This is a genomic window from Nocardia sp. X0981, from assembly GCF_977089955.1.
Window position 1 is genome coordinate 3432295 of sequence record NZ_OZ372435.1, and the last position, 21799, is coordinate 3454093.

19 protein-coding genes are annotated in these 21799 nt (G+C 69.8%); 7 read left to right on the forward strand and 12 right to left on the reverse strand.

What is annotated here, in order from left to right:
* Positions 1–54: 54 nt before the first annotated feature.
* The 4 genes from qcrA (at position 55) to ACYR7D_RS15300 (ending at position 4618) form a co-directional block, all read left to right on the forward strand.
* Positions 55–1203, forward strand: a complete 1149-nt coding sequence (qcrA, locus tag ACYR7D_RS15285) for a cytochrome bc1 complex Rieske iron-sulfur subunit (RefSeq protein ID WP_459550168.1) — start codon at positions 55–57, stop codon at positions 1201–1203.
* A complete protein-coding gene (gene qcrB / locus ACYR7D_RS15290; protein ID WP_459545250.1) occupies positions 1200–2846 on the forward strand; it encodes a cytochrome bc1 complex cytochrome b subunit in 1647 nt (548 codons plus the stop codon). The genes qcrA and qcrB overlap by 4 nt, the downstream gene beginning before the upstream one ends.
* A 139-nt stretch (positions 2847–2985) precedes the next feature.
* A complete protein-coding gene (locus ACYR7D_RS15295) occupies positions 2986–3705 on the forward strand; it encodes a TetR/AcrR family transcriptional regulator (RefSeq protein WP_459545251.1) in 720 nt (239 codons plus the stop codon).
* Positions 3706–3715: 10 nt separating this feature from the next.
* On the forward strand, positions 3716–4618 hold the full coding sequence (locus tag ACYR7D_RS15300; RefSeq protein WP_459545252.1) for a TIGR03564 family F420-dependent LLM class oxidoreductase: 903 nt from the start codon (positions 3716–3718) through the stop codon (positions 4616–4618).
* A 21-nt stretch (positions 4619–4639) separates the two neighbouring features.
* Here ACYR7D_RS15300 and ACYR7D_RS15305 read toward each other — a convergent pair whose 3' ends face one another.
* Positions 4640–5128: a polyadenylate-specific 3'-exoribonuclease AS gene (locus ACYR7D_RS15305; RefSeq protein ID WP_459550169.1), complete on the reverse strand. Its 489-nt coding sequence runs from the start codon at positions 5126–5128 to the stop codon at positions 4640–4642.
* Positions 5129–5561: 433 nt separating this feature from the next.
* Between ACYR7D_RS15305 and ACYR7D_RS15310 the strand changes: the two genes are divergently transcribed.
* On the forward strand, positions 5562–6947 hold the full coding sequence (locus tag ACYR7D_RS15310) for a class II 3-deoxy-7-phosphoheptulonate synthase (protein WP_459550170.1): 1386 nt from the start codon (positions 5562–5564) through the stop codon (positions 6945–6947).
* 219 nt (positions 6948–7166) lie between these two features.
* Here the strand turns inward: ACYR7D_RS15310 and pknB are convergent, their stop codons facing one another.
* A complete protein-coding gene (gene pknB / locus ACYR7D_RS15315) occupies positions 7167–9080 on the reverse strand; it encodes a Stk1 family PASTA domain-containing Ser/Thr kinase (protein WP_459545253.1) in 1914 nt (637 codons plus the stop codon).
* A 125-nt stretch (positions 9081–9205) separates the two neighbouring features.
* Between pknB and ACYR7D_RS15320 the strand changes: the two genes are divergently transcribed.
* A complete protein-coding gene (locus tag ACYR7D_RS15320; RefSeq protein WP_459545254.1) occupies positions 9206–9574 on the forward strand; it encodes an Rv2175c family DNA-binding protein in 369 nt (122 codons plus the stop codon).
* Between the two features lie 7 nt (positions 9575–9581).
* On the opposite strand, the gene ACYR7D_RS15325 is transcribed toward ACYR7D_RS15320, so the two are convergent.
* From ACYR7D_RS15325 to ACYR7D_RS15340, 4 genes are read right to left on the reverse strand one after another with little or no spacing between them, the layout of a single operon-like run.
* Positions 9582–10592 (reverse strand): phytoene/squalene synthase family protein, encoded by a 1011-nt coding sequence (locus ACYR7D_RS15325; protein WP_459545255.1) that lies wholly within the window; start codon positions 10590–10592, stop codon positions 9582–9584.
* The gene (locus ACYR7D_RS15330; RefSeq protein WP_459545256.1) at positions 10589–12268 is read right to left on the reverse strand and encodes an alpha-(1->6)-mannopyranosyltransferase A; all 1680 of its coding nucleotides are present in this window, start codon (positions 12266–12268) and stop codon (positions 10589–10591) included. Before ACYR7D_RS15330 ends, ACYR7D_RS15325 begins: the two co-directional genes overlap by 4 nt.
* A gap of 59 nt (positions 12269–12327) precedes the next feature.
* Positions 12328–13926, reverse strand: a complete 1599-nt coding sequence (gene crtI / locus ACYR7D_RS15335; RefSeq protein WP_459545257.1) for a phytoene desaturase family protein — start codon at positions 13924–13926, stop codon at positions 12328–12330.
* A gap of 49 nt (positions 13927–13975) precedes the next feature.
* Entirely contained in the window at positions 13976–15058 is a 1083-nt protein-coding gene (locus ACYR7D_RS15340; RefSeq protein ID WP_459545258.1) for a polyprenyl synthetase family protein, read from the reverse strand.
* 242 nt (positions 15059–15300) lie between these two features.
* Between ACYR7D_RS15340 and ACYR7D_RS15345 the strand changes: the two genes are divergently transcribed.
* Entirely contained in the window at positions 15301–16302 is a 1002-nt protein-coding gene (locus tag ACYR7D_RS15345; RefSeq protein WP_459545259.1) for a methylenetetrahydrofolate reductase, read from the forward strand.
* A 15-nt stretch (positions 16303–16317) separates the two neighbouring features.
* Here the strand turns inward: ACYR7D_RS15345 and ACYR7D_RS15350 are convergent, their stop codons facing one another.
* From ACYR7D_RS15350 to ACYR7D_RS15375, 6 genes are all read right to left on the reverse strand, one after another.
* Entirely contained in the window at positions 16318–16677 is a 360-nt protein-coding gene (locus ACYR7D_RS15350) for a hypothetical protein (protein ID WP_459545260.1), read from the reverse strand.
* Between the two features lie 103 nt (positions 16678–16780).
* Entirely contained in the window at positions 16781–17995 is a 1215-nt protein-coding gene (locus tag ACYR7D_RS15355) for a glycosyltransferase family 2 protein (protein ID WP_459545261.1), read from the reverse strand.
* Positions 17992–18759, reverse strand: coding sequence for an LppM family (lipo)protein (locus ACYR7D_RS15360; protein WP_459545262.1), 768 nt, complete (start codon positions 18757–18759; stop codon positions 17992–17994). The genes ACYR7D_RS15355 and ACYR7D_RS15360 overlap by 4 nt, the downstream gene beginning before the upstream one ends.
* 25 nt (positions 18760–18784) lie before the next feature.
* Positions 18785–19621 (reverse strand): carotenoid biosynthesis protein, encoded by an 837-nt coding sequence (locus ACYR7D_RS15365; protein ID WP_459545263.1) that lies wholly within the window; start codon positions 19619–19621, stop codon positions 18785–18787.
* Positions 19618–21180 (reverse strand): phytoene desaturase family protein, encoded by a 1563-nt coding sequence (locus ACYR7D_RS15370; protein WP_459545264.1) that lies wholly within the window; start codon positions 21178–21180, stop codon positions 19618–19620. Before ACYR7D_RS15370 ends, ACYR7D_RS15365 begins: the two co-directional genes overlap by 4 nt.
* Positions 21177–21791, reverse strand: coding sequence for a GNAT family N-acetyltransferase (locus tag ACYR7D_RS15375; RefSeq protein ID WP_459545265.1), 615 nt, complete (start codon positions 21789–21791; stop codon positions 21177–21179). The genes ACYR7D_RS15370 and ACYR7D_RS15375 overlap by 4 nt, the downstream gene beginning before the upstream one ends.
* Positions 21792–21799 lie beyond the last annotated feature (8 nt).

Consider the following 21799-nt stretch of genomic DNA (forward strand, 5'->3'; position numbering starts at 1 on the left):
GAATGCCCCATCAGAAGGGCCCTAGCCATGAGTGAAGAACAGGAGCGGAACGAGATGGGTCGCCTGGACAAAGACTCCGCGGCCGCGACCCCGGCGGAACCCACCGAGGCCGAACTGGACGCGATGTCACGTGAGGAGCTGGTCGCGCTCGGTACCGCGCGTGACGGTGTGGAGGTGGCCTACCGGCGGGAACGCTGGCCGGTGCCCGGCACCCGTGCGGAGAAGCGTGCCGAACGGCAGGTCGCGCTGTGGTTCGCGATCTCCACCCTGGCGGCTGTCGCGCTGGTGGGCGTGTTCCTGTTCTGGCCCTGGGAGTACAAGGGCAAGGGCGACGAAGGGCACGGCCTCTACTCGCTGACCACCCCGCTCTACGGCCTGACCTTCGGTATCTCCATCCTCGCGATCGGTATCGCGGTGGTGCTGATCCGGAAGAAGTTCATTCCCGCGGAGCTGTCCATCCAGGACCGGCACGACGGTAAGTCCAGCGAGGTCGACCGGCGCACACTGGCCGCCGAACTGGGCGATGCGCTGGAAACCTCCACCCTCGGTCGCCGCAAGCTCATCACCCGCACCGCGGGCGCGGGTGTCGGCGTGCTCGGGATCGGCGCACTGCTGGTCTTCGTGGGTGGCATGGTGAAGAACCCGTGGGCCCAGCGGGAGAAGTCGCCGCTGTGGGTTTCGGGCTGGACCCCGGATTACCCGGGTGAAACCGTTTACCTGCGCCGCGACACCGGCCGGCCGCAGGACATCGTGCTGGTCCGTCCCGAGGACCTGGACGCGGGCGCCATGGAGACCGTGTTCCCCTGGAAGGAATCCTGGCGCGGCGACGAACACGCGACCCTGCAGTCGCTGCGCGGTATCCGCAATGCCGTGATGCTGATCCGGTTGCGGACCGAGGACGCGGCGAACGCGATCAAACGCAAGGGGCAGGAAAGCTTCAACTTCGGCGACTACTTCGCCTACTCGAAGATCTGCACCCATCTCGGCTGCCCGACCTCGCTGTTCGAACAGCAGACCAACCGGATCCTCTGCCCGTGCCACCAGTCGCAGTTCTCCGCGACCGAATGGGGCAAGCCGATCTTCGGTCCTGCTGCCCGAGCGCTGCCGCAGTTGCCGATCACCGTAAACTCAGAGGGGTACCTGGTCGCCAACGGTGACTTCATCGAACCCCTCGGCCCGGCCTTCTGGGAGCGTCGATCATGAGTGCTGGAGAGGCCATCGGCCGCAAGCTCGCGGCCCAGGCCAACGAAGTGGACGAGCGGTATCGTGCCGCCGCCTTCATGAAACGATCGATCAACAAGGTGTTCCCCACCCATTGGTCGTTCCTGCTGGGTGAGATCGCGCTCTACGCGTTCATCATCCTGCTGCTGTCGGGTGTGTACCTGACGCTGTACTTCGACCCGTCGATGGCGCACGTCACCTACGACGGCGCCTACCAGCCGCTGCGCGGTGTGGGTATGTCGCGGGCCTACGAGACCGCTCTCAACATCTCCTTCGAGGTGCGTGGCGGCCTGTTCGTCCGGCAGGTGCACCACTGGGCGGCGCTGCTGTTCGCGGCCTCGATCATCATCCACCTGTTCCGTATCTTCTTCACCGGTGCGTTCCGCAAACCGCGTGAAGCGAACTGGGTGATCGGCTCGCTGCTGCTGATCATGGCGATGTTCGAGGGCTTCTTCGGGTATTCGCTGCCCGACGACCTGCTCTCGGGTACCGGTCTGCGGGCCGCGTTCTCCGGTATCACCATCGGTGTTCCGGTGATCGGGACCTGGCTGCACTGGTTGATGTTCGGCGGCGACTTCCCCGGCGAGATCATCATCCCGCGCCTCTACATCGCGCATGTGCTGCTGTTCCCCGGCATCATGCTGGCGCTCATCGCCGCGCACGTCGCGATCGTCTGGTACCAGAAGCACACCCAGTTCCCCGGCCCGGGCCGTACCGAGAACAACGTGGTCGGCTCCCGGATCGTCCCGGTGTTCGCCGCCGACCAGGGTGCCTTCTTCGCCTTCACCCTCGGCTTCGTCGCCATCATGGGCGGTGTGCTGCAGATCAACCCGATCTGGAACCTGGGTCCGTACAACCCGTCCCAGGTTTCCGCGGGCTCGCAGCCGGACTTCTACATGATGTGGACCGACGGTCTGGCCCGGCTGATGCCGCCGTGGGAGCTGTACCTGGGCCGGTACACCGTCCCGGCCGTGTTCTGGGTGGCACTGACCATGGGCCTGGTGTTCGTGGTGCTCATCGCCTACCCGTGGATCGAGAAGAGACTGACCGGCGACACCGCCCGGCACAACCTGCTGCAGCGGCCCCGTGACGTTCCGGTCCGCACCGCGATCGGTGCCATGGCGATCACCTTCTACGTGGTGCTCACCCTGTCCTGCGTCAACGACATCATCGCGCTGAAGTTCGATATCTCGTTGAACGCGACCACCTGGATCGGGCGTATCGGGCTGCTGGTCGCACCGCCGATCGCCTACTTCCTCGCCTACCGGTTCTGCATCGGCCTGCAGCGCAGCGACCGGGCGGTGCTGGAGCACGGTATCGAGACCGGTGTGATCAAGCGGCTGCCGCACGGTGAGTACATCGAGGTGCACCAGCCGCTGGGTCCGGTGGACTCCCACGGCCATCCGCTGCCGCTGGAGTACCAGGGCGCCGTGGTGCCCAAGAAGATGAACAAGCTGGGTTCCGCGGGCCAGCCGGGTACCGGCAGCTTCCTGCGGCCCGACCCGCGCTCGGAGAGCGAACAGCATTTCGCGACCGAGCTGGAGGAGGAGCACAAGCAGCTCGCGGTGCTCCGGCGGGTGCAGGAGGACGCGAAGTCCAACGGAAACGGTCAGCACGGGCACTGATCCGCAGCCGGCATTCGAGTGGCGCCCCCGGAATCTTCCGGGGGCGCCACTGTCGTTCGCGGGCCTTTCGGCGCAGAAGTCCACCGAGCCCCGAATCGACTAATTGACCAATTTAGGATTCTGGTCATATATTTGATTCATGTCGCCCGGAGCGCGTGCCAGATCCAGCGAAGACCGCCGCCGGCGGGCTGTGGGAATACTCGACGCCGCCGCCGAACTGCTGTTGCGGTTCGGCTATCGGCGGATCACCGTCGACGATGTCGCCGATCGGGCAGGTATCGGCAAGGGCACCCTCTACCTGCACTGGAAGACCAAGGACGAACTTCTGCTCGCGGTACTGCGGCGCGAGGCCGCGGTCTCCCTCGACGGATTGGTGGCGGCACTGCGGGCGGATGCGCGGACTGTCGCGTTGCACCGGTTGACCGAGGTCCAGTTCCTGGGCGTCATGGGCCGTCCGCTGCTGCGGGCGCTGTACACCGGTGACCCGGCAGTGCTCGGAAAACTCGGTGCCGCGCTGCACGACGCGCAGGGCGACCGGCACCACAACCTGTTCGACGAATACCTACGCCTGCTCGGCGCACACGGTCTGCTGCGCCCGGACCTGACCGTCGAAGAGATCTCCTACGGTTACCACGCGGTCTTGCACGGCTACCTCACCGAAGATTCCTACGATCGCGGCACGTCACCCCTCCCGCTCGATCGCACGGCATACCTGCTCTCGAGTACCGTGCGGCGCGCCTTCGAAGCCACCGCCGAGCCGCCGGCCGAGGTGCTGCTGGACCTCGCGCCCCGCACCGTCGACCTGTTCGCCGCCGCGGCCGAAGACAGCCGGGCCGGGCTCTTCCCTCTCGAAAAATGAAAGAAACACTATGCGAATCGGCACCCTGATACACGAGCAGGGCACGACAGTGGACACCCTGGTGGAACATGCGCGCCTCGCCGCCGAGTCCGGGATGCGCGCGGTCTGGCTGGGCCAGCACTTCGGCTGGGATGCTCTGACCGCGGCCGCGGTGATCGGCCGCGAAGTGCCGGATATCGAGGTGGGTACGGCGGTGGTCCCGACCTATCCGCGGCATCCGATGGTGCTGGCCGGCCAGGCACTGACGGTGCAGTCGGCCACCGCCTCCCGGCTGACGCTGGGGATCGGGGTCAGCCATCCGCATATCGTCGAAGGGCAATTGGGCTATTCGTCCCATCGTCCGGTTCGGCACCTGCGCGAATACCTGCAGGCACTGATGCCGTTACTACGCGGGGACAGTGTGTCGTTCACCGGCACGCAGGTCAGCGCGGTGGGCAGGATCGGTACCACGCCCGTACCGGCGCCGTCGGTATTGATCGGGGCGCTGGGAGCGGCCATGCTGCGTATCGCGGGCGAATGGGCGGACGGCACCGTCACAACGTGGATCGGGCCCTCGGCTCTGGACAGCCACATCGTTCCGGTTCTCACCCGTGCCGCCGCCGCGGCGGGCCGGCCGCGGCCACGAATCGTGGTGTGCCTCTTCGTCGCCGTCACCGATGACGCGGACGGGCTGCGCCGGACTCTCACCGACCGGTACGCCGCCGTCGGGCAGATCGACGCCTATCGGGCCGCAATGGAACACGAGGGGGTCAGCGGCCCGGAACAGACCGCGATACTCGGCGACGAGAAAACAGTGGAACGCCGGATCAGAAGCCTTTTCGAGGCCGGCGCGACCGAACTCGTCGCGATGCCGGCGGGTACCGATGCCGAGCAGACACGAACGCTGCGCATGCTGGGTGCGCTCGCGAGCTGACATATCCGCACACGGAAGACGTCAGCGGCGCCGCGCCGCTTCGATGGCCTCGAACTTGGCGAGATTGTGCCGGGCATCGGCGAGTGCGTCGTGCGCGTCCCGCGGCGGAGGCGGCAGCTCCGGCCGGCCGTGCGCCTCCCAGTGCTGCCGCAGTTCGTTGGTGTAGCGGGGCAGGGCGGAGGGCAGATCGACCATCGAACCCCACAGCTGGCAGAGCACCACATGGTCGTACGCGCCGACCCAGGCCCACAGCTCCGGCTGCACCGTCGGCCGGGGCAGCAGGAACCGGTACAGGTCGTCGCGGATCTGGGCCCGCGTCCGCCACAGCGGCGATGTCTCCGGGGGGAGCTTCGGCAACACGTACTTGTTGACCCAGGGGCCGGCTCGGCTCGCATCGAACTCCGAGGACACGGCGTAGAACTCCCGGCCGTCCTCGCAGACGACGCCGATGGAGACCAGGTCGATGACGCGGCCGTCCTCGATGAACTCCGAGTCGTAGAAATATCTCAAGTGGTGAATCCCCTCGGCGACGAACAGAACGGGCACGAGCCTAGCTGTGTGCATCGGCGGCGCCTGCGGCGCCGCGGGGCCGAGCCTTTTCGGCTTCGCCTTTCAGCCCTCGGGACTCGCGGCCGCGCCGCATGCGCTTCGAGGGCTGAAAGGCGCCGCGGGCTCGACCCTTTGTGGGCTTCGCAAGCCTCGGCGCTGTGTGGTTGCGTCGGATACGGATCACCGGTGGGTTGCGGGATGGGGTGCCGAGCAAGGTTGTGGGCCGATCGCGACGTGGGGCCGGGCTCGGGGTATCCGGGATGTGAAGGGGTGGTGGCGATACGGGGCCTCGCCCGGCTCTGTGATATTTCCGGGCTCGGTGGGGGTGTCCGCGAGGACCCGCGCAGTGCGGGTGGCGCGATGGCGCTGGGTGGCCTCCCTCTATTCTGAAATGGTGAACTGGACCGTCGACGTGCCCATCGACCGTTTGCCCGAGCTGCCGCCGCTGCCTGTGGAGCTGCGTAAACGGCTCGACGACGCGCTGTCGCTGCCGGCGTTGCAGCAGCCGTCGTGGGATCCGGAGCAGGCGGCGAATATGCGCACGGTACTGGAGAGCGTGCCGCCGATCTGCCTGCCGGCGGAAGTCGACGAACTGCGCGAACAGCTCGCCGAAGTGGCACGCGGCGAGGCCTTTCTCATGCAGGGCGGCGATTGCGCGGAGACCTTCGCCGACAACACCGAACCGCATATTCGCGGCAATATCCGCACACTGCTCCAGATGGCGGTGGTGCTCACCTACGGGGCCAGCCTGCCGGTGGTGAAGGTGGCGCGTATCGCGGGCCAGTACGCCAAACCCCGCTCATCCGATACCGACGCGCTCGGCCTCAAGTCCTACCGCGGCGATATGATCAACTCCCTGGTGGCCGACCAGGCGTTACGCGAACACGACCCCTCCCGCTTGGTGCGCGCCTACGCGAACGCCAGTGCCGCGATGAATCTGGTCCGTGCCCTCACCGCCGCGGGGATGGCCGATCTGCACCGCGTGCACGACTGGAACCGTGATTTCGTCTCCCACTCCCCGGCCGGGGCGCGCTACGAGGCCCTCGCCGAGGAGATCGACCGCGGCCTGCGGTTCATGAGCGCCTGCCGGGTGAACGATCCGAGTCTGCAATCGGCCCGGATCTACGCCTCCCACGAGGCGCTGGTCCTGGACTACGAGCGCGCCATGCTGCGCCTCGCCGAGAACTCCGCGGGCACCCCGGCGCTGTACAACCTCTCCGCGCATTTCCTGTGGATCGGTGAACGCACCCGGCAGCTGGACGGGGCGCATATCGCCTTCGCCGAACTCCTCGCCAATCCCATCGGGCTCAAGATCGGGCCGAGTACCACCCCGGCCCAGGCGGTGGAATACGTGGAGCGGCTCGACCCCAACAACGAGCCCGGCCGGTTGACACTGGTCTCCCGGATGGGCAACACCAAGGTCCGCGAAATCCTCCCGGCGATCGTGGAGAAAGTGCAGTCCACCGGGCACCAGGTCATCTGGCAGTGCGACCCGATGCACGGTAACACCCACGAAGCCTCGACCGGATTCAAGACCCGCCACTTCGACCGGATCGTCGACGAGGTGCAGGGATTCTTCGAGGTCCACCACGCCCTCGGCACCCACCCCGGCGGCCTGCACATCGAACTCACCGGGGAAGACGTCACCGAATGCCTGGGCGGCGCCCAGGACATCTCCGATCTGGACCTGTCCGGCCGCTACGAAACGGCCTGCGATCCGCGCCTCAACACCCAGCAGTCCCTGGAGCTGTCCTTCCTGGTCGCGGAGATGCTGCGCTGATGGCGTCGCCTCGGCGCGGCGGCCTCGCCCCTTCGCGGGCCTCGTAGGCCCCGGCGCGGGTGCGCGGGCGAGTCCTCGTGGCCGGGCGGATGCGCCGTACCGGTATCCGGCCCAGCGCACGTCCATGACGGCCGCAGGGGCAGGGGCGGGTTCCGGACGGGAACCTCCCCCTTCGGAGACGCCGCCCCGCACGGAGCGTCGGCGCGGGTACCCGCCGGCTCAGGGGATGGCGACGATGGTGACCGAGGCGCCCGGCTCGACGTTGGCGTTGATGGCGGGGTTCTGGGAGACCACGACCGAGGAATCCAAGGGGGTCAGCTGGCGGACCTGTACCCGCAGGCCCAGACCTTCCAGGGTCCGCCGCGCCTCGGCGACCGATTTGCCGAGTACCGAGGGCATGGTGACGGCCTCACAGACCACCAGGGTGACCGAGGAACCGGCGTCCACCGTGGTGCCCACGGCCGGCTCGGTGCCGATGACGCGGCCGGTCTCCACCAGCTTGTCGTAGGCGGGACGTTCGGCGGCGACGGTCAGGCCGAGATCCTCGAGTTTGCGGCGGGCCTCCTCAGGGGTATCGGCGCGCAAATCGGGTAGCTGAACCGGTTTCGCGCCGTTGCTCCGCCAGATCTGCACGTGGGCACCCGACGGGAGTACGGTGCCGGGACCGGGATCGATGCGGGCCAGAGTGCCTTCGGGGGCGGTGCTGGCGACCTCCCCACCGTCGACGGGCTGGAGACCCTGATCGCGGATCAGCTGCTGGACCCGGTCCCAGTCGTCGCCGGGCGAGACGGAGGGGACCTGGGGCTTCCCGCTGGACACCAGGATGTCGACGGTGGATCCCTTGGTCTCGCGGGCACCCGGACCCGGATCGGTGCCCACCACACCGCCGACCGGAACGGTATCGGAGGCCTTGTCCCGGGTACCGGTTTCGAACCCGGCTTCCGCCAATTCGGCGGTGGCCTGTTCGAGGGTCATTCCGGCCACCGACGGCACCGTCGTATAGCGGCCCATGCCGAGCCACCAGCCGCCTATCCCGACGAGCAGGGTCAAGACCACCACGACCGCCGCCCAGATCATCCCGTTGCGCCGGTTGGCGGCGCGGGTCTCCTGGTAGGAGTCGTAGCGCGGGGGGATGTAGGAGGGCGGCGGCGGGTCGGTACGAGGGCGGGCCGCGGTCACCATCCGGGTGGCCTGCGGGCCCATCGCGGGCTCCGGGGCGGGCTGGGCGACCGGAAGGCGGGCGCTGGTGTGTTCGGCCGATTCCTGCGGTGCGGGTACCCGGTAGGCGGGCAGGTTCAGGCTCGCGGCGATGGACCGCAGTTCGGCCACCATTTCGTTGGCGTCGGCGAACCGGTGCCCGGGCTCCCGGGCGGTGGCCCGGGCGACCAGGCGGTCGAATTCCGGCGGCACCCCGGCGATGAACTCGCTCGGGCTCGGTACATCGTTCTCGACGCGCTGATAGGCGACCGACAGGGAATTGTCGCCGGTGAACGGCACCTGACCGGTGAGCAGTTCGAAGATGAGGATCCCGAAGGCGTACACATCGCTGCGAGCGTCGGCGCTGCCGGAGGTCACCTGTTCGGGCGAAAGATAGGCCGCGGTGCCCAGGATGACGCTGGCCGATGTGGTGTTGGCGGCGGCGACGGCACGCACCAGCCCGAAATCGGCGATCTTGACCTCACCGGCATCGGAGATGAGCACGTTCTCCGGTTTCACGTCGCGGTGCACCAGACCGGCAGCGTGGGCGACCCCGATCGCGGCCAGAACCGGTTCGGCGACGGCGCGTACCGCGTGCGGCGGCATGGGGCCGCGTTCGCGCAACAGTTCGCGCAGTGTCCCGCCCTGCACCAGCTCCATGACCAGGAACGGGTACTCGCCGTCCATACCCTGGTCGTACACCTCGACCAGGGAGGGGTGTTTGAGTCCGGCCACAGCGCGGGCCTCGAACTCGAAACGGGTGAGGAACTGCTGGTCGCCGGCGAATTTGGGATCCATCACCTTGATGGCGACCTGGCGTCCCAGCCGGGTGTCCACGCCTCGGAACACCATCGACATCCCGCCCCGGGCGATCGGCGCCTCTATCCGGTAGCGCCGGTCCAGCACGGCGCCGATCAGTTGTCCTCCGGCTGTCACGAATCTCTCCACTTTCGTACCGCGTCGACACGGTGGCCGCCCCGCGCGGCTCCCACGATGTTATCGGCCCGGACGACGCGGGTGTCGCACCACGGTGTGACGGCCAACGTCTACGGTTGTCTTCCGTGAGTGCCTTTCCATGCAGTGCCGATGTCCTGCCCGCCTCGGTGCCTCTGCTCGCGCTACCGGAGGTCGCGAAGAAATTGGGCGTCGTGGTGACCCGGGTCCATCAGATGCTGCGGGACAACCAGTTGCTCGCGGTCCGCCGCGGCGGCGTGGTGGGGGTCCCGGAGATCTTCTTCGACGATACGGGCGCTGTACTGAAATCGCTGCCCGGCCTGATCACGGTGATGCGGGACGCGAAGTACACCGACGAGGAGATCCTGGAATGGATCTTCACCGAGGACGACACCCTGCCGGGTAAGCCGATCGAGGCGCTGCACGGACCGCTGGCACGGGAGGTGCTGCGCCGCGCCGCGGCCGAACCCTTCTGAGCGGGCGCTACCGGCCGAGTACCGCGCCCGCGGCCAGGCGCAGCCGCCGGCGCTCGGGTACCACCGCGCGCTGCGCGAACACGGCGTAGCCGCTGTCCTCGATCCGTTCGAGGATGGCGGCGTAGAGGCCGGCGGCGGCGCGGATACCCGGCCGCACCCGGGGGCTCAGCAGGGCGATACCGGGGGTGGCATGGCGGTAGAGGTCGCGGTTGAGGGCGATGAAATGGGCGAGGGCGCGGCGCAGGCGGCGATCGGTGTGCCCGGTGTGCCGGCAGTGGGCGAGCAGCTCCTCGTCGACGCCGAACGCGGCGAGTTCCTCGGTGGGGAGATAGATCCGGTCGCGATCGAGATCCTCGCCGATATCGCGCAGGAAATTGGTGAGCTGGAAGGCGTTGCCGAGGGCGGCGGCCGCGGGTTCGGCGTCGGCGACCGGGCCGACGGTGCCCAGCACCGGGAGCAGTTGCAGGCCGATGGCGGCCGCCGAACCACGCATGTACTCGTGTAACGCGGTCATGGTGGGGTAGCGGTTACGGAACAGCGGTGAGCCCACGACATCCATGCGCATGGAGTCGAGGAAGGTCCAGAAATGCCGCGGTTCGATGGCGAACCGCTGGACGGTATCGGTGAGCGCCGCGGCGACGACAGCGAAATCGGCGGGTAGTTCGGCAGCGCTGTCCGGTGCCGCGGCCGCCGGTAGCGACCAAGCCGACCGCAGCCGGTTCTCCACGGTGTCCAACGCGGCGGCCGGGTCGGCGGCGGACCGGCGGGGCCCGTCGACGATATCATCCACCGTGCGGGCGAAGGCGTAGAGCGCGTGTACCGCGGGCCGCCGATCCGACGACAGCAGACGGGTGGCCAGATAGTAGCTCCGCCCGTGGGTGGCGGCCACTTCACGGCAGCGACGATAGGCATGCGGAAGGTCGGGTGCCTCGGCGCGGTACGCACCCGGCGCGGAGCCCGGCCGGATGCTCGCGGAACTCCCGGCCGCCGCCGGATCGGTAGCGCGCGCGCCGCTCACAGACCGGAGGTCACGACGGGGGCGGCTTCCGGACGCGGTGTGCCGCGCAACCGCAGCGGATCGACGGTGCGCAGCGACAACGCGGCGACCACGGAGGCGAAGGTCGCGAGCGCGACGTGCCAGAAGTTGTAGAGCCCGATCGAACCGTCCGGCTGGAACACCAGCATCAGCCAGGTGCACACCCCGACCAGCGTCATGAGCGTGGTGGTGGACAGGGCGAAACCGGCGGCCAGCGCCAGCGGCCACGAGTAGTACCAGGGCAGCGCGGCCGGGGACAGGATCACGATGGCGACGAAGGCGATCAGGATCCCCAGGACCGCGTCCCGTTCGGTGAGTTTGAACCGCCACCAGGTCCATACCAGCAGCACCACCAGCGCGGCCATGCACAGCAGGCGGGTGATCTCGAGGACCGGATCCAGGCCGAAGGGGGTGATCCAGGTGGTGGCGTGGGCCATGATGGTGGGCAACGAAAGCCAGTTGATGATCTTCCGCGACCCGGACAGCGCTGTCAGCCAGCCGATTCCGACCCCCGCGATCGCCGAGGCCGCCACGAAGACCGCGGCGAAAACGGCCAGGCCCAGTGAGGCGATCTTGGCGAACATCTTCCAGTGGTGCGCCAGGAATTCTCTGCTACTGGTGGCGAAATCGGCGCGCGAACCCTCCTCGGCGCGACGGTCGCGTTCGTGCAGCATCCAGATCCACACCAGGAACGGCAGCGCCACCCCCGCTGTCGCCTTGATCGCCACCCCGATGGCCACCACCACGATCCCCGCCACATGATGGCGCTCCAGGACCAGCGCGATACCCGCGCACATGAGTCCCACCATCAGCATCTCGTTGTGTACGCCGCCGATCAGGTGGATGAGCACCAGCGGGTTGAGCACCGCCAGCCACAGCGCGACGGTCGGTTTCCCGCCGAGGTGTTTGGTCAGGTACGGCACCGCCCACATCATCAGCACCAGACCGGGCAGCATGACGAAGCGCAGGGCGATCGTGCCGGCCACCACACTGTCCCCGGTGACCGCGGTGATGGCCCGGCCCAGCAGCAGGAACACCGGGCCGTAGGGCGCGGTGGTGGTGGTCCACACGGTGCTCACGTTGTCGAGCAGGACGCCGGGGTTGGCCACGGGGCCGACCTGGTACGGGTCGAATCCGTCGCGCAGCAGCGCGCCCTGGGCGAGATAGGAGTAGGCATCGCGACTGAACATGGGCACCGCGAACATCAATGGCGCGATCCAGATACCGACGATGGCGCGCAGTTCGTTGAGCCGTACCTCGCCGGAGTGCCCGCCGAAACCGAGCGTGATCCGGCCCAGGCGCACCCATGCGGCGATCATCATCAGTACGCCGGCCCAGACACAGATCATCGACAGCGCGTACCCGTGGCCGAAACGCAGCCAGGACAGATGCACGGCCTCGAGCAGCGGATCGCGTTTGCGGACCCCGCCCGCCCCGAAACCCCCGAAGGTGATCATGATCGCGCCGGTGAAGCCGAGCAGCGCCGCATGGCCCTCCGGGCTGCGCAGGAAATCACCGCAGAAACGCAGCCACCCCCGTAATCCGGGAGCGGAACCGGCACGTCCGGCCGCGCGGGTGGGGCGCGGGCGGGTCGCGGTTTCGCCGGGCTCGGCGAGCTGGACGGGGGCGGTGGTGGTGTGCATATAGGGGGCTGGCATCAGGTGTCGGTCCCCCCGGGGTGGTAGGCGGTCGCAACCGCGGGCGAATAGGTCGGCGCTCAGTTTACGGCTTCCGTTGTGGAAGACGGCCGGACGGTGGCGGGGGCACGCGGCCGGACTACGCGATTCTCGCCCACAACGCGCTGTGCCGCGAGTTTTCCGGACAGCAGCGCGGTCGGCACACCCACCCCCGGCGTGGTGCCGCAACCGGCGAGGACGACGTTCTCCCTGCCGCGTACGAGATTGCGGGTACGGAACGGGCCGGTCTGGCCGAAGAGGTGCGCGGCCGAGAACGGGGTGCCGGCGATCATGCCCTGATCCCGCCATGTCGTGGGCGTGTCGAGCCGGTCCACGGTGAACCCGGTCGCGATACCGTGATAGCCCCGGCCCTCCAGCACCGTGAGCAGCTCCCGGAGATATGCCGGGCCCAGCCGGGCCCAGTCCAGGGGCGCAGAATCCAGATTCGGGCAGGGCGCCAGGAGCGAGAACGGTTCGTACCGCACACCGTCGCGAACGATGCGCAACCCCGGATCGCTCAGGGCGGGCCGGGTGAGCAGCAGGGACGGGTCGCTCATCGGCCGCCCGCCGCGCCGCGCGGTGATCTCGGCGAAGGTGCGTTCCCAGGCGGCACCGAACTCGATGGTGTGGTGCGCCTGTACCGGCCAGGATTCGGCCGTCCCGGCCGGAACGGTCCCATGGGCGACCACCGCCGACGGCGAGGCCCGCAGGCCGCGCCGCGGCCGTACTCCCAACCGCGCCAGCGAGCCCAGATCGGCGGTGAGCACCACCGCGTCGCACTCCAGTGCCCGGCCGTCGCCCAGCAGCACGCGCCGGGCCCGTGTCGTCCGGCCGCCTCGGTGGTAGTCGATACCGGTGACCTCGGTGCCGAGTTCGAGCCGGCCGCCCGCGCCGGTGAAAGCTCCGGCCAGGGTGTCGGCGACCGCGCGCATCCCGCCCTCGGGGAAATAGACGCCCAGCGCGGTGTCCATATAGGGGATGGCTCCGTAGACCCCCAGGGCCTGCTCGGGCGCCATACCGGCGTAGAGCGCCTGGAAGGTGAACAGCCGGGCCAGCCGGGGATCGCCCAGGGTGCGCGCCACCCGCCGCCCCAGCCGCCCGAAGCCACCGAGCCGGATCAGCTCCACCAGCGCGGCCCGCTTCTCCGGGAAGCGCACCATATCCAGCGGTGAGTCGAAGTTCGCGGCCAGGAATTCGTCGTATTCGGCCCGGTAGACGCGGCCCAGCCAGTGCCGTAACCGCCGGTAGCGGACCGCGGCATCCGGCCCACAGACCCGGGACACCTCCTCGCTCATCCGGTCCGGATCGGAGAAGACGCGCAGTTCGGCTCCGTCCGCGAAACGCGCGTGGTACGCGGGCGTCAGCGGCCGGATCCGCAGCGGCGGAACCGCCGTCCCGGTATCGCGGCCCACGGCGGCCAGCGCATCGTCGATCAGCTCCGGCAGGGTGAGCACCGTCGCTCCGCTATCGATCTCGTAATCGTCGAACCGGTACCGTCCGACCCGCCCCCCGGCATGGTCCGCGCGCTCCACCACGGTGACCGCACAGCCCGCCCCGGTCAGATACAGGGCCGCCGACAATCCGGCCAGCCCCGCGCCCACCACGACGACCCGTTCCACCGGTCCGGTCACCGTTCTCATGATCGGCCCGCCGGTCCGGTCTCCGCCGCGGGTACGCGCCGCCGGTCCCTCATGCCGCGCGCCGAGTGGCGGCCAGGGCCATTTCACGCAGCTGCGTTCTGGCCTCCGGGGTGGCGCGACTGGCCTCGATAGCGGCCAGCCCCTGCTCGGTGAGCGCGGTGATGCGGGCCTCCACGGCGTCGACCGCACCGAGTTCGGTGATCAGCGCGCGCAACCGGCCCACCTGCTCTTCGGAGAGGTCGGTGCCGATCTCGGCGCGTAAGCGCGCGGCCGCGGCCGGATCGGTTTCCGCGGCCCGGTGCAGCGCCTCGGCGATCAGGACCGTACGTTTCCCCTCGCGCAGATCGTCGCCGGACGGTTTACCGGTGACCGCGGGGTCGCCGAAAACTCCGAGGAGATCGTCGCGCAGCTGGAACGCGATCCCGATATCGGTGCCGTACCTGCGGTAGGCGGCGATCAGCTCCGGATCGGCGTCCGCCAGCGCGGCCCCCAGATGCAGGGGGCGCTCCACCGTGTAGGCCGCGGTTTTGTACCGGTTGATCCGCAGCGCCGCCGCCACCGATTCGTCGCCGCTGGCCTCGCCGTGCACATCGAGCAGCTGCCCGCCCAGGACCTCGGTGCGCATTCCGGCCCATACCGGGGCGAACCGGGCCAGCGCCGCCGGTTCCAGCCCGGCACCGTGCACCATATCGTCGGCCCAGGCCAGAGCCAGATCACCGAGCAGGATCGCCACCGATTCGCCGTAGCGCGCCGAATCCCCGGCCCACCGCTGCGCGCGATGGCGCTGCTCGAAATCCACGTGCACGGTCGGGAACCGGCGCCGGGTACGGGAACAGTCGATGATGTCGTCGTGGACCAGGGCGCAGGCCTGCACCAGTTCCAGGGCGGAGCAGGCGTGCAGTACGGCCTGCGCCGCGGGGCCGGCCGGATCGCCGCCCGCGCCCAGCCAGCCCATCCAGGCGAAACCGGGCCGGGTGCGTTTCCCACCGCGCAGCACGAACGCTTCGAGAGCGGCGACCGCGTCGCCGAAGACCGGGCCGAGTTCGGCGACCGTCTCGCGCCGGCCGTCGAAGAAGCCGGTCAACCGCTGTTCCACGGCGGCGCGGAAGGCCGCGCTCCCGGGGACGGCCACAGGGGAACCCGGCCGGGTGGGTATACCGGTTCCGGCGGACAGGATGACCTCCCAGTTCGTTGGCTTCCGCGGGCACTGTGGGCCGAGGTGAGCACCTGCCGGCCGCCGGCGCCCGGCGTCCGCCCGCCGTGGTGGCGGGCCGTGCTCGCAGAATACGCGCGCGGCGGCGCCTACCAGGAACAGACCGCCGACTGGCCGGGGAGCGGCTCGGGTGAGCAGGCGCACCGGCCTAGACTGGGCCGGTGACTTTCGACAACGCGCGGGGACTTTCGACCCCTGGCCGGCCGTCTCCCACGTCTCCGAACGTCTCCGCGACGCCTTCGGTCGTGCAGAGCCTGAGCCGCCACTCCGGCGGTGCCGTCCCGTTCTCGGTGGAGTTCTCCCCGCCCCGGGACGAAGCGGGCGAGCAGCGCCTGTGGCGCGCGGTGCGCACTTTCGAGCGGATGCATCCGGCATTCGTCTCCATGACCTACGGCGCCGGCGGGAGTACCCGCGATCGCACCGTCCGGGTCACCGGCCAGCTCGCGCAGGAGACGACCCTGCTGCCGGTCGGGCATCTGACCGCGGTCGGCCACAGCATCGCCGAACTGCGCTCCATCGTCGGCGCGTACGCCGACTCCGGTATCAGGAACATCCTGGTGCTGCGCGGGGATCCGCCGGGCGATCCGCTGGGGGAGTGGCACAAACATCCCGACGGGGTGGAGTACGCCGAGGAACTGGTGCGCATCGTGCGGGATCTGGGGGATTTCCATGTCGGCGTGGCCTCGTTCCCGCAGGGGCACCACCGCTCGCCCGATCTGGATCACGACACCGCCCATCTGGCCGCTAAATTGCGGGCGGGGGCGGAGTACTCGATCACCCAGATGTTCTTCGACGTCGAGCACTATCTGCGGCTGCGTGACCGGATCGCCGCCTGGGACGCGGTGGAAGGCGCCAAGCCGATCATTCCCGAACTGATGCCGATCACCTCGTTGCGTACGGTGGAACGCGCGGAGCAACTGTGCGGGCGCCCGGTGCCGGATCGAGTGCTGGAGCGGCTGCACCGGGCGGCGGGCAGCGGTCCGGAGGAGGACCGGGCCGCGGTCCGTGCCGCGGGAATCGAGATCGCCACCGAGATGGGGCAACGACTGATCGCCGAGGGCGCGCCGTGCCTGCACTTCATCACGCTGAATTTCGCCAAGGCCACCGGTGAGGTGCTGGCCAACCTGGGTTACGGGGTCACCGCGGCGCCGCTGAGCGCCTGATACGAACCGCTTCGCTCAGTAGACGGGTCCGTGGACCCGCACCGAGATATGTTCCCCGTGCCGAGCGACCTCCAGCGCGTGCTCGTCGTGCCGCAGCAGCAGGCCGGGAGCGTTATCGGCCGGATCGAGGATCTCGATCCCCGCGATCCGCACGCCGTCGTGATCGAGCCGGTCGCCCGGTTTGGCCGCGATGAAGACCCGGCCGTCGACGACCCACCAGGTGCCGGGTACACCCGGCAGCCGTTCCGGGGTTTCGCCCAGCCGGTGCCGGGCGATCGGTTCGGGGGCGGGCCCGGGGCCGTGCAGCTGTGCCGAGCACCGGGTATGCCATTGCGTCCACGTGGTGTCGGCACCGATGTAACCGGCGATGGTCATGATGCAAGCCTCCCTCGAACCCGGCCGTGACGGCCGCTGCCCGCCGATGGGGCCGGGCCGGTTCATCATCCGTTCCGCCGGCGAGCGGGCACAAGACCGAGAATCAGCGAGAATCCAAGCCTTGGCAGGGTGTGAGTACACGTCCCTTCCAGGTCAGGGCGTTACGGCGCCGATCCCGCTGTGAGCGGGCCCACAGCAGGAGATAGGCCGCGACGGAGCACGGGTGGGCCAATGCGTCGGCGAGATCCCCGGGGCGCGGTGCCGTACCGGTTTCCAGACCGCGCGCCAGCAACCGGCCGGTGACGGCCGCGGCGTAGCCGAGCAATCCGATCCGCCGGGTGCGGCCCCGGGCCAGCGCGGCGGCCAGCGGGGGCAGCCAGTACACCCATACGGCCACGGCCCCCACGATCGCCCCGCCGGTCACGGAACCGCCGTAGGCGGACCAGAGCCAGCGACGGTATCCGGCGGCGAGTTCGCCCGCGCTCCGGTACATCCGGGTCCGGGCCAGCTCACCCGCGGCCGCGACCGCGGTGTGATACCCGGCGCGGCGCAACGAGCGGGCGAGATCGAGATCCTCGACGACGCTGTCCGCCACGGCCGCATGCCCGCCGATATCCCGGTAGGCGGCCGCGTCGAACACCAGGAACTGCCCGCAGGCCACCGCGGTCGAGGCCCGAATGCCCCGTTCGGTACGCACCACCGGCACGGTGGACGCCCACGACCAGCACAGCAGCGGCTGCACCAGACGCTCCACGACCGTCTCCGCGCACTGCCGCGGCCAGGGGGCGAGCAGTGCGACGCCCCGCCGGCGCAGTTCACCCACCGCCGCCGCGATCGCGGTGGGTGCCAGCCGGACGTCGGCATCGAGGAAGACCAGCACGGCCGGCCGGCCCTCGGCTTCGCCACCGAGGCGGTCGGCGTGCCCGGCGAGGAGCGCGCACGCCGCGGCCTTACCGGTCCAGCCTGCGGGGGGTTCGGTCGTATTGCGCAGCAGCGTACAGCGGGGATCCTCGCCCATGGCCCGGCGCGCGATCGCGGCCGTACCGTCGGCCGAGGCGTCGTCGAGGACGAGGATCCGCAACAACTCGATGCCTTCCTGCGCGCGCAGGTCGGCGATCAACCCGGGGAGCAGGCCCGCCTCGTCGCGTGCGGGTACGCAGACGGTGACCGATCCGGTGGGCGGCGCGGCGGCGGACGGTAGGCGGGGTACGGTGCGCCGGTTCCAGGCGGTGAGTGCCGCGCTCGCGAGGGCGAGTCCGGTTCCCGCGGTCACCGCGCGAGACAACCGGACCGGCGAATCGGGTGCGCTGGTTCTCACGTGTCGTTCTTGACCTGATCCCACCAGCGGCGCAGCGAGAACCCGGTCGGGGCGCCGGGGGGCGGGGGATTGCGGTCGAGGTAGGCCATGGCGGCGACGATGGCCGCGATGGCCAGGGTGATTCCGCCGACGATACCGGCCCAGCCGGCGAACGAGCGGGTGTTGGGATCGGCGTAGCCCACCTCGGCCCGGACCGTGCTCACCTCACCGGCGGGCAGCTTCCAGGAGACCACGGAATCGCCCTCGCGGTTGCCGTTGGTCTTGGCCACCCGGGCCGGGAACGCCACACTCAGCTGCACATCGGAACCGTGTGGTGCCAATGTCTCCAGGTCGACCCGGCCGTTGAGGCTCACCAGATCACCGTTGCGCTGGAACTTCAACTGGAACAGACCCTGTGCCTGCTCCGACAGCTGCGCCAGCTGTTCGACCTCGCCGAAGTTCAGATCGTCGAAGTACACCTCGCTGCCGACATAGCCGTCCTGGTTGTACGGTTCGATGCGCACCTTGGTGGCCAGAGCTTCCGGCGCGGTGAACTGCGGGCCCTTGTCCTCGCTGTTCTCCGGGACGACCGCGGCCACGATCCGGCCCGACACCCGATCGTTGGAGGACAACCCCATCGACGCCTGTACCCGCAGGCATCCGGCCAGCGCCGGCACCAGCAGAGCGGCCAGGACTAGGGCTGCCGCGAACCGCGTACGGAGGCGGCGTGTGAGTGGAGTGGGAACCGGGGAGCCGGGTTCGGTGGTAACGGGACTCGGAGGCACGGGTGACATGGTGCCAGGCGGCAACTCAGCGACGCCATGCGACGGGCCCGGCCGCGCCGCCCGTTCGCGCGCCGCTCCGGCCGGGGCCGCCGCGAATCAGCCGCGACAGCAGGGGAACTCCGAGAAACGCCAGGGCGAGACCGCCGTAGGCCGCGGAATACGGCAGCCCGAGGAACGCCGCGTGCGCCAGGGCAGAACCGAGCCAGGTCCACAGGAACATCGCTACGGGCACTCCGTGGCGCACCGGGCCGGTGGCGGTGCGTTCCCAGCCCGTGAGCGCCGTGGCCATCACGGCCGCCACCGCCAGCCATCCGAGATAATTGGTGTACGGGATGCTCTCGAGGCCCGGAAGTCCGAGATCGCGGGACCGCCAGCACCACTGGCCGTCGGCCACCATCTGCGGGTCGAGGAACAGATCCCAGCCGACCGCGCCCACGGCGGTCACGGCGATCCGCAGCGCGGGCGCGGAACACAGCAGACCCGTCACCACCCAGATCGGGTACAGCCCGCCCGTCCACGCCAGCGGTACCACCAGCGGTACGTCGAAAAGCGCCGGTCCGAGCCGCCCGTCCGCGTAGTCGTAGGCGCCGAACGGTTTTCCGGTCGCCGTACCCACCGCTTCCGCCACCAGCCCGATACCGGAAACGATCACGCCGAACCCGGCCGCGTACCGGGCTCCCCGGGTGACCGCCGCGTGCAGTAGTGCCGTTCCGGCCGCCAGCAGGACCACCGCGACGGTAACCCGGTCCCGGGCCGGGCCGCTGGTCAGCGGATAGGCGATCTGCGCGCCGATCAGCAGGACCAGGCACCCCGCGGGGAGCAGCTCCCGGGCGCGGGTGGTCCGGGCGGGGGGTCCGGTCACCGGCGCAGCCAGCCGCGGAGGCGGCGGCCGTCGCGCAGCACCAGCCGCGCCGCCGTACGGCCGCTCGCCCCCGATACCCCGCCGCCCGGATGTGTGGAGGCGCCGGTGAGATACAGGCCCGGCGCCCCGGGCACTCGCTGACCCGACAGCTCCGGTAGCGGCCGCCACAGCATCATCTGGTCCAGGCTCATCTCCACATGCATCACATTGCCGCCGCGCAGTCCCATCTCCCTTTCCAGGTCGACCGGTGTCTGCACATGGCGGCGCAGTACCGTGGCGGCCGCACCGGGCGCGTAGCGGTCCAGTTCGGCGATGATCCGATCGCCCTCGGCCTCGGCGTACCGGGACCAGTCGCCGTCGGCGAGCCGGTACGGATGCCACTGCGACCACAACGAGAGCTGATGCTGACCGGGGGCGGCGATACTCGGATCCAGCGCGCTGAAACTCATCGCGAGTACCACCGGGCGCGGCGGCAGCCGTCCGCCGAGCGCGTTGCCATGGGCCAGGCGCAGGTCGCGGCGGTCGGATACCAGCAGTTGCAGCCCGGTGGCCGATTCGGCGGTCGTCGCGTCCGGATACCGGGGTAGCGCGCTGGTCGCGGCCCGCACCACCATGCCGATACCCGGACCCACCCGGATCCGCCGCCGCCAGCCGGCGAGTGTCTCCGGGTCGAAACCTCCGGCGGCCAGCAGGTCCAGGGTGGTGAGGATATGGGTTCCCGCGATCACGGTGTCGGCGTCGTAGGCGCCGCCGGAGGCGGTACCCACCCGCCAGCCGTCGCCCCGGCGGGCCAGCGTGGTGACCGCGTCACCCGCGGCGATCTCGCCGCCGTCGGTGCGCAGGCGCGCGGCGAGCGCTTCGGTCAGCGCTCCGCTGCCGCCCACGGCCCGCCCGGGTGGGAGGGTGTGCATGAGCGCGGCGAATCCGACCATCGGCGCGGTTCCCGGTTCCGACATCGGCGGGCCGGACTGGGCGCCGAACCAGGCGAGAGCCGCCTTGAGGCGTTCGTCGTCGAACCAGGCGTCCAGGAGCGCGTCTCCGGACTGCAGGAATTCCCGCGACAGCGCGCTCCCGCCCGCGCGGGCGTCCAGGCCCCAGAACGACCGCAGCAGATGACCGGGTACCGGTGCCGCGCCGAAGGACCGCATCACCCGGCGCGCCCGCGGTTCCCAGATGCGCACGAAGCGCCGGTAGGCCGCCGCGTCCCGCTCCCCGCAGGCGGCGGCGACCGATGCGCAGGTGCGGTCGAGATCCCGATGGAAGACGATCGGCGCTCCGCCGGTGTCCGGGCACGCGGGGGTGAAGGCCCAGGGATCGCAGTCGAGGTAGCGCAGGCCGAATCGTTCCAGGCCGAGTTCCTCGACGATCCCGGTGTGCCGGATCATCAGATGCGCGGAGGAACCGCGGTCCACCCGGTGCCCGGGGAACCGCTCCACGGTGGAGACCGCTCCACCCACCACGGTATCGCGTTCCAGTACTCGCACCCGGCGGCCCGCCCGGGCCAGGTAGCAGGCCGCGACCAGCGCGTTGTGGCCGGAGCCGATGATCACCACGCTCATGTCAGCGGTAGGGACCGGCCCAGGATGCCGAAGCGGCGGGTATCGCCGGCGAAGACGAAATCGCGCAGGACGTCACCGAAGCCCATCCGGCGGTACAGCCGCCAGGCACGGTTGTCCTCCGCGTACACCTCCGGGGTGGACAGCAGTACCGAGTGCTCCGGGCGGTCCCGCAGCAGTCGTTCGAGCAGGATCGCCCCGATACCGCGACCCTGTGCGCTCGGGTGCACGTGGAGCTCGGTCAGTTCGAAGTAATCGGCGAGCAGCCGCCGGGCCGCGGGTTCCGGCCAGCCGGCCCGGCGCATACCCGCGTGCACCTGCTGCTGCCACCACTGGTGCGGCCCACCGTGGTAACCGTAGGCGATCGCCACCAGGGGAGAACTGCGCAGGTCGAAGTCGCCGTTGTCCTCGGGCACCACCGCCGCGACGGCCTGCCAGCCCGCGCGGTGGGTGTGCTCGGTCCACATCGGCGCGCGGTGGTGTTCGGTGCCTCGCGGATAGTCCATGGCGGCGACGTACACGGCCAGCGCGTCGTGCAGCCTGGCGCGCAGTGCGGTGACCGGCAGGTCGACGACGACCGGGGCGGGGAGATGGTTGGGCTTGACGGCTGTCATTGCGGTAT

Excerpts from the sequence above, each read along its gene's own strand:
- qcrA (WP_459550168.1), top strand. The coding sequence starts at position 55 with ATGGGTCGCCTGGACAAAGACTCCGCGGCCGCGACCCCGGCGGAACCC.
- qcrB (WP_459545250.1), top strand. The coding sequence starts at position 1,200 with ATGAGTGCTGGAGAGGCCATCGGCCGCAAGCTCGCGGCCCAGGCCAAC.
- ACYR7D_RS15295 (WP_459545251.1), top strand. The coding sequence starts at position 2,986 with ATGTCGCCCGGAGCGCGTGCCAGATCCAGCGAAGACCGCCGCCGGCGG.
- ACYR7D_RS15300 (WP_459545252.1), top strand. The coding sequence starts at position 3,716 with ATGCGAATCGGCACCCTGATACACGAGCAGGGCACGACAGTGGACACC.
- ACYR7D_RS15330 (WP_459545256.1), bottom strand. The coding sequence starts at position 12,268 with ATGCCAGCCCCCTATATGCACACCACCACCGCCCCCGTCCAGCTCGCC.
- crtI (WP_459545257.1), bottom strand. The coding sequence starts at position 13,926 with ATGAGAACGGTGACCGGACCGGTGGAACGGGTCGTCGTGGTGGGCGCG.
- ACYR7D_RS15350 (WP_459545260.1), bottom strand. The coding sequence starts at position 16,677 with ATGACCATCGCCGGTTACATCGGTGCCGACACCACGTGGACGCAATGG.
- ACYR7D_RS15370 (WP_459545264.1), bottom strand. The coding sequence starts at position 21,180 with ATGAGCGTGGTGATCATCGGCTCCGGCCACAACGCGCTGGTCGCGGCC.
- ACYR7D_RS15375 (WP_459545265.1), bottom strand. The coding sequence starts at position 21,791 with ATGACAGCCGTCAAGCCCAACCATCTCCCCGCCCCGGTCGTCGTCGAC.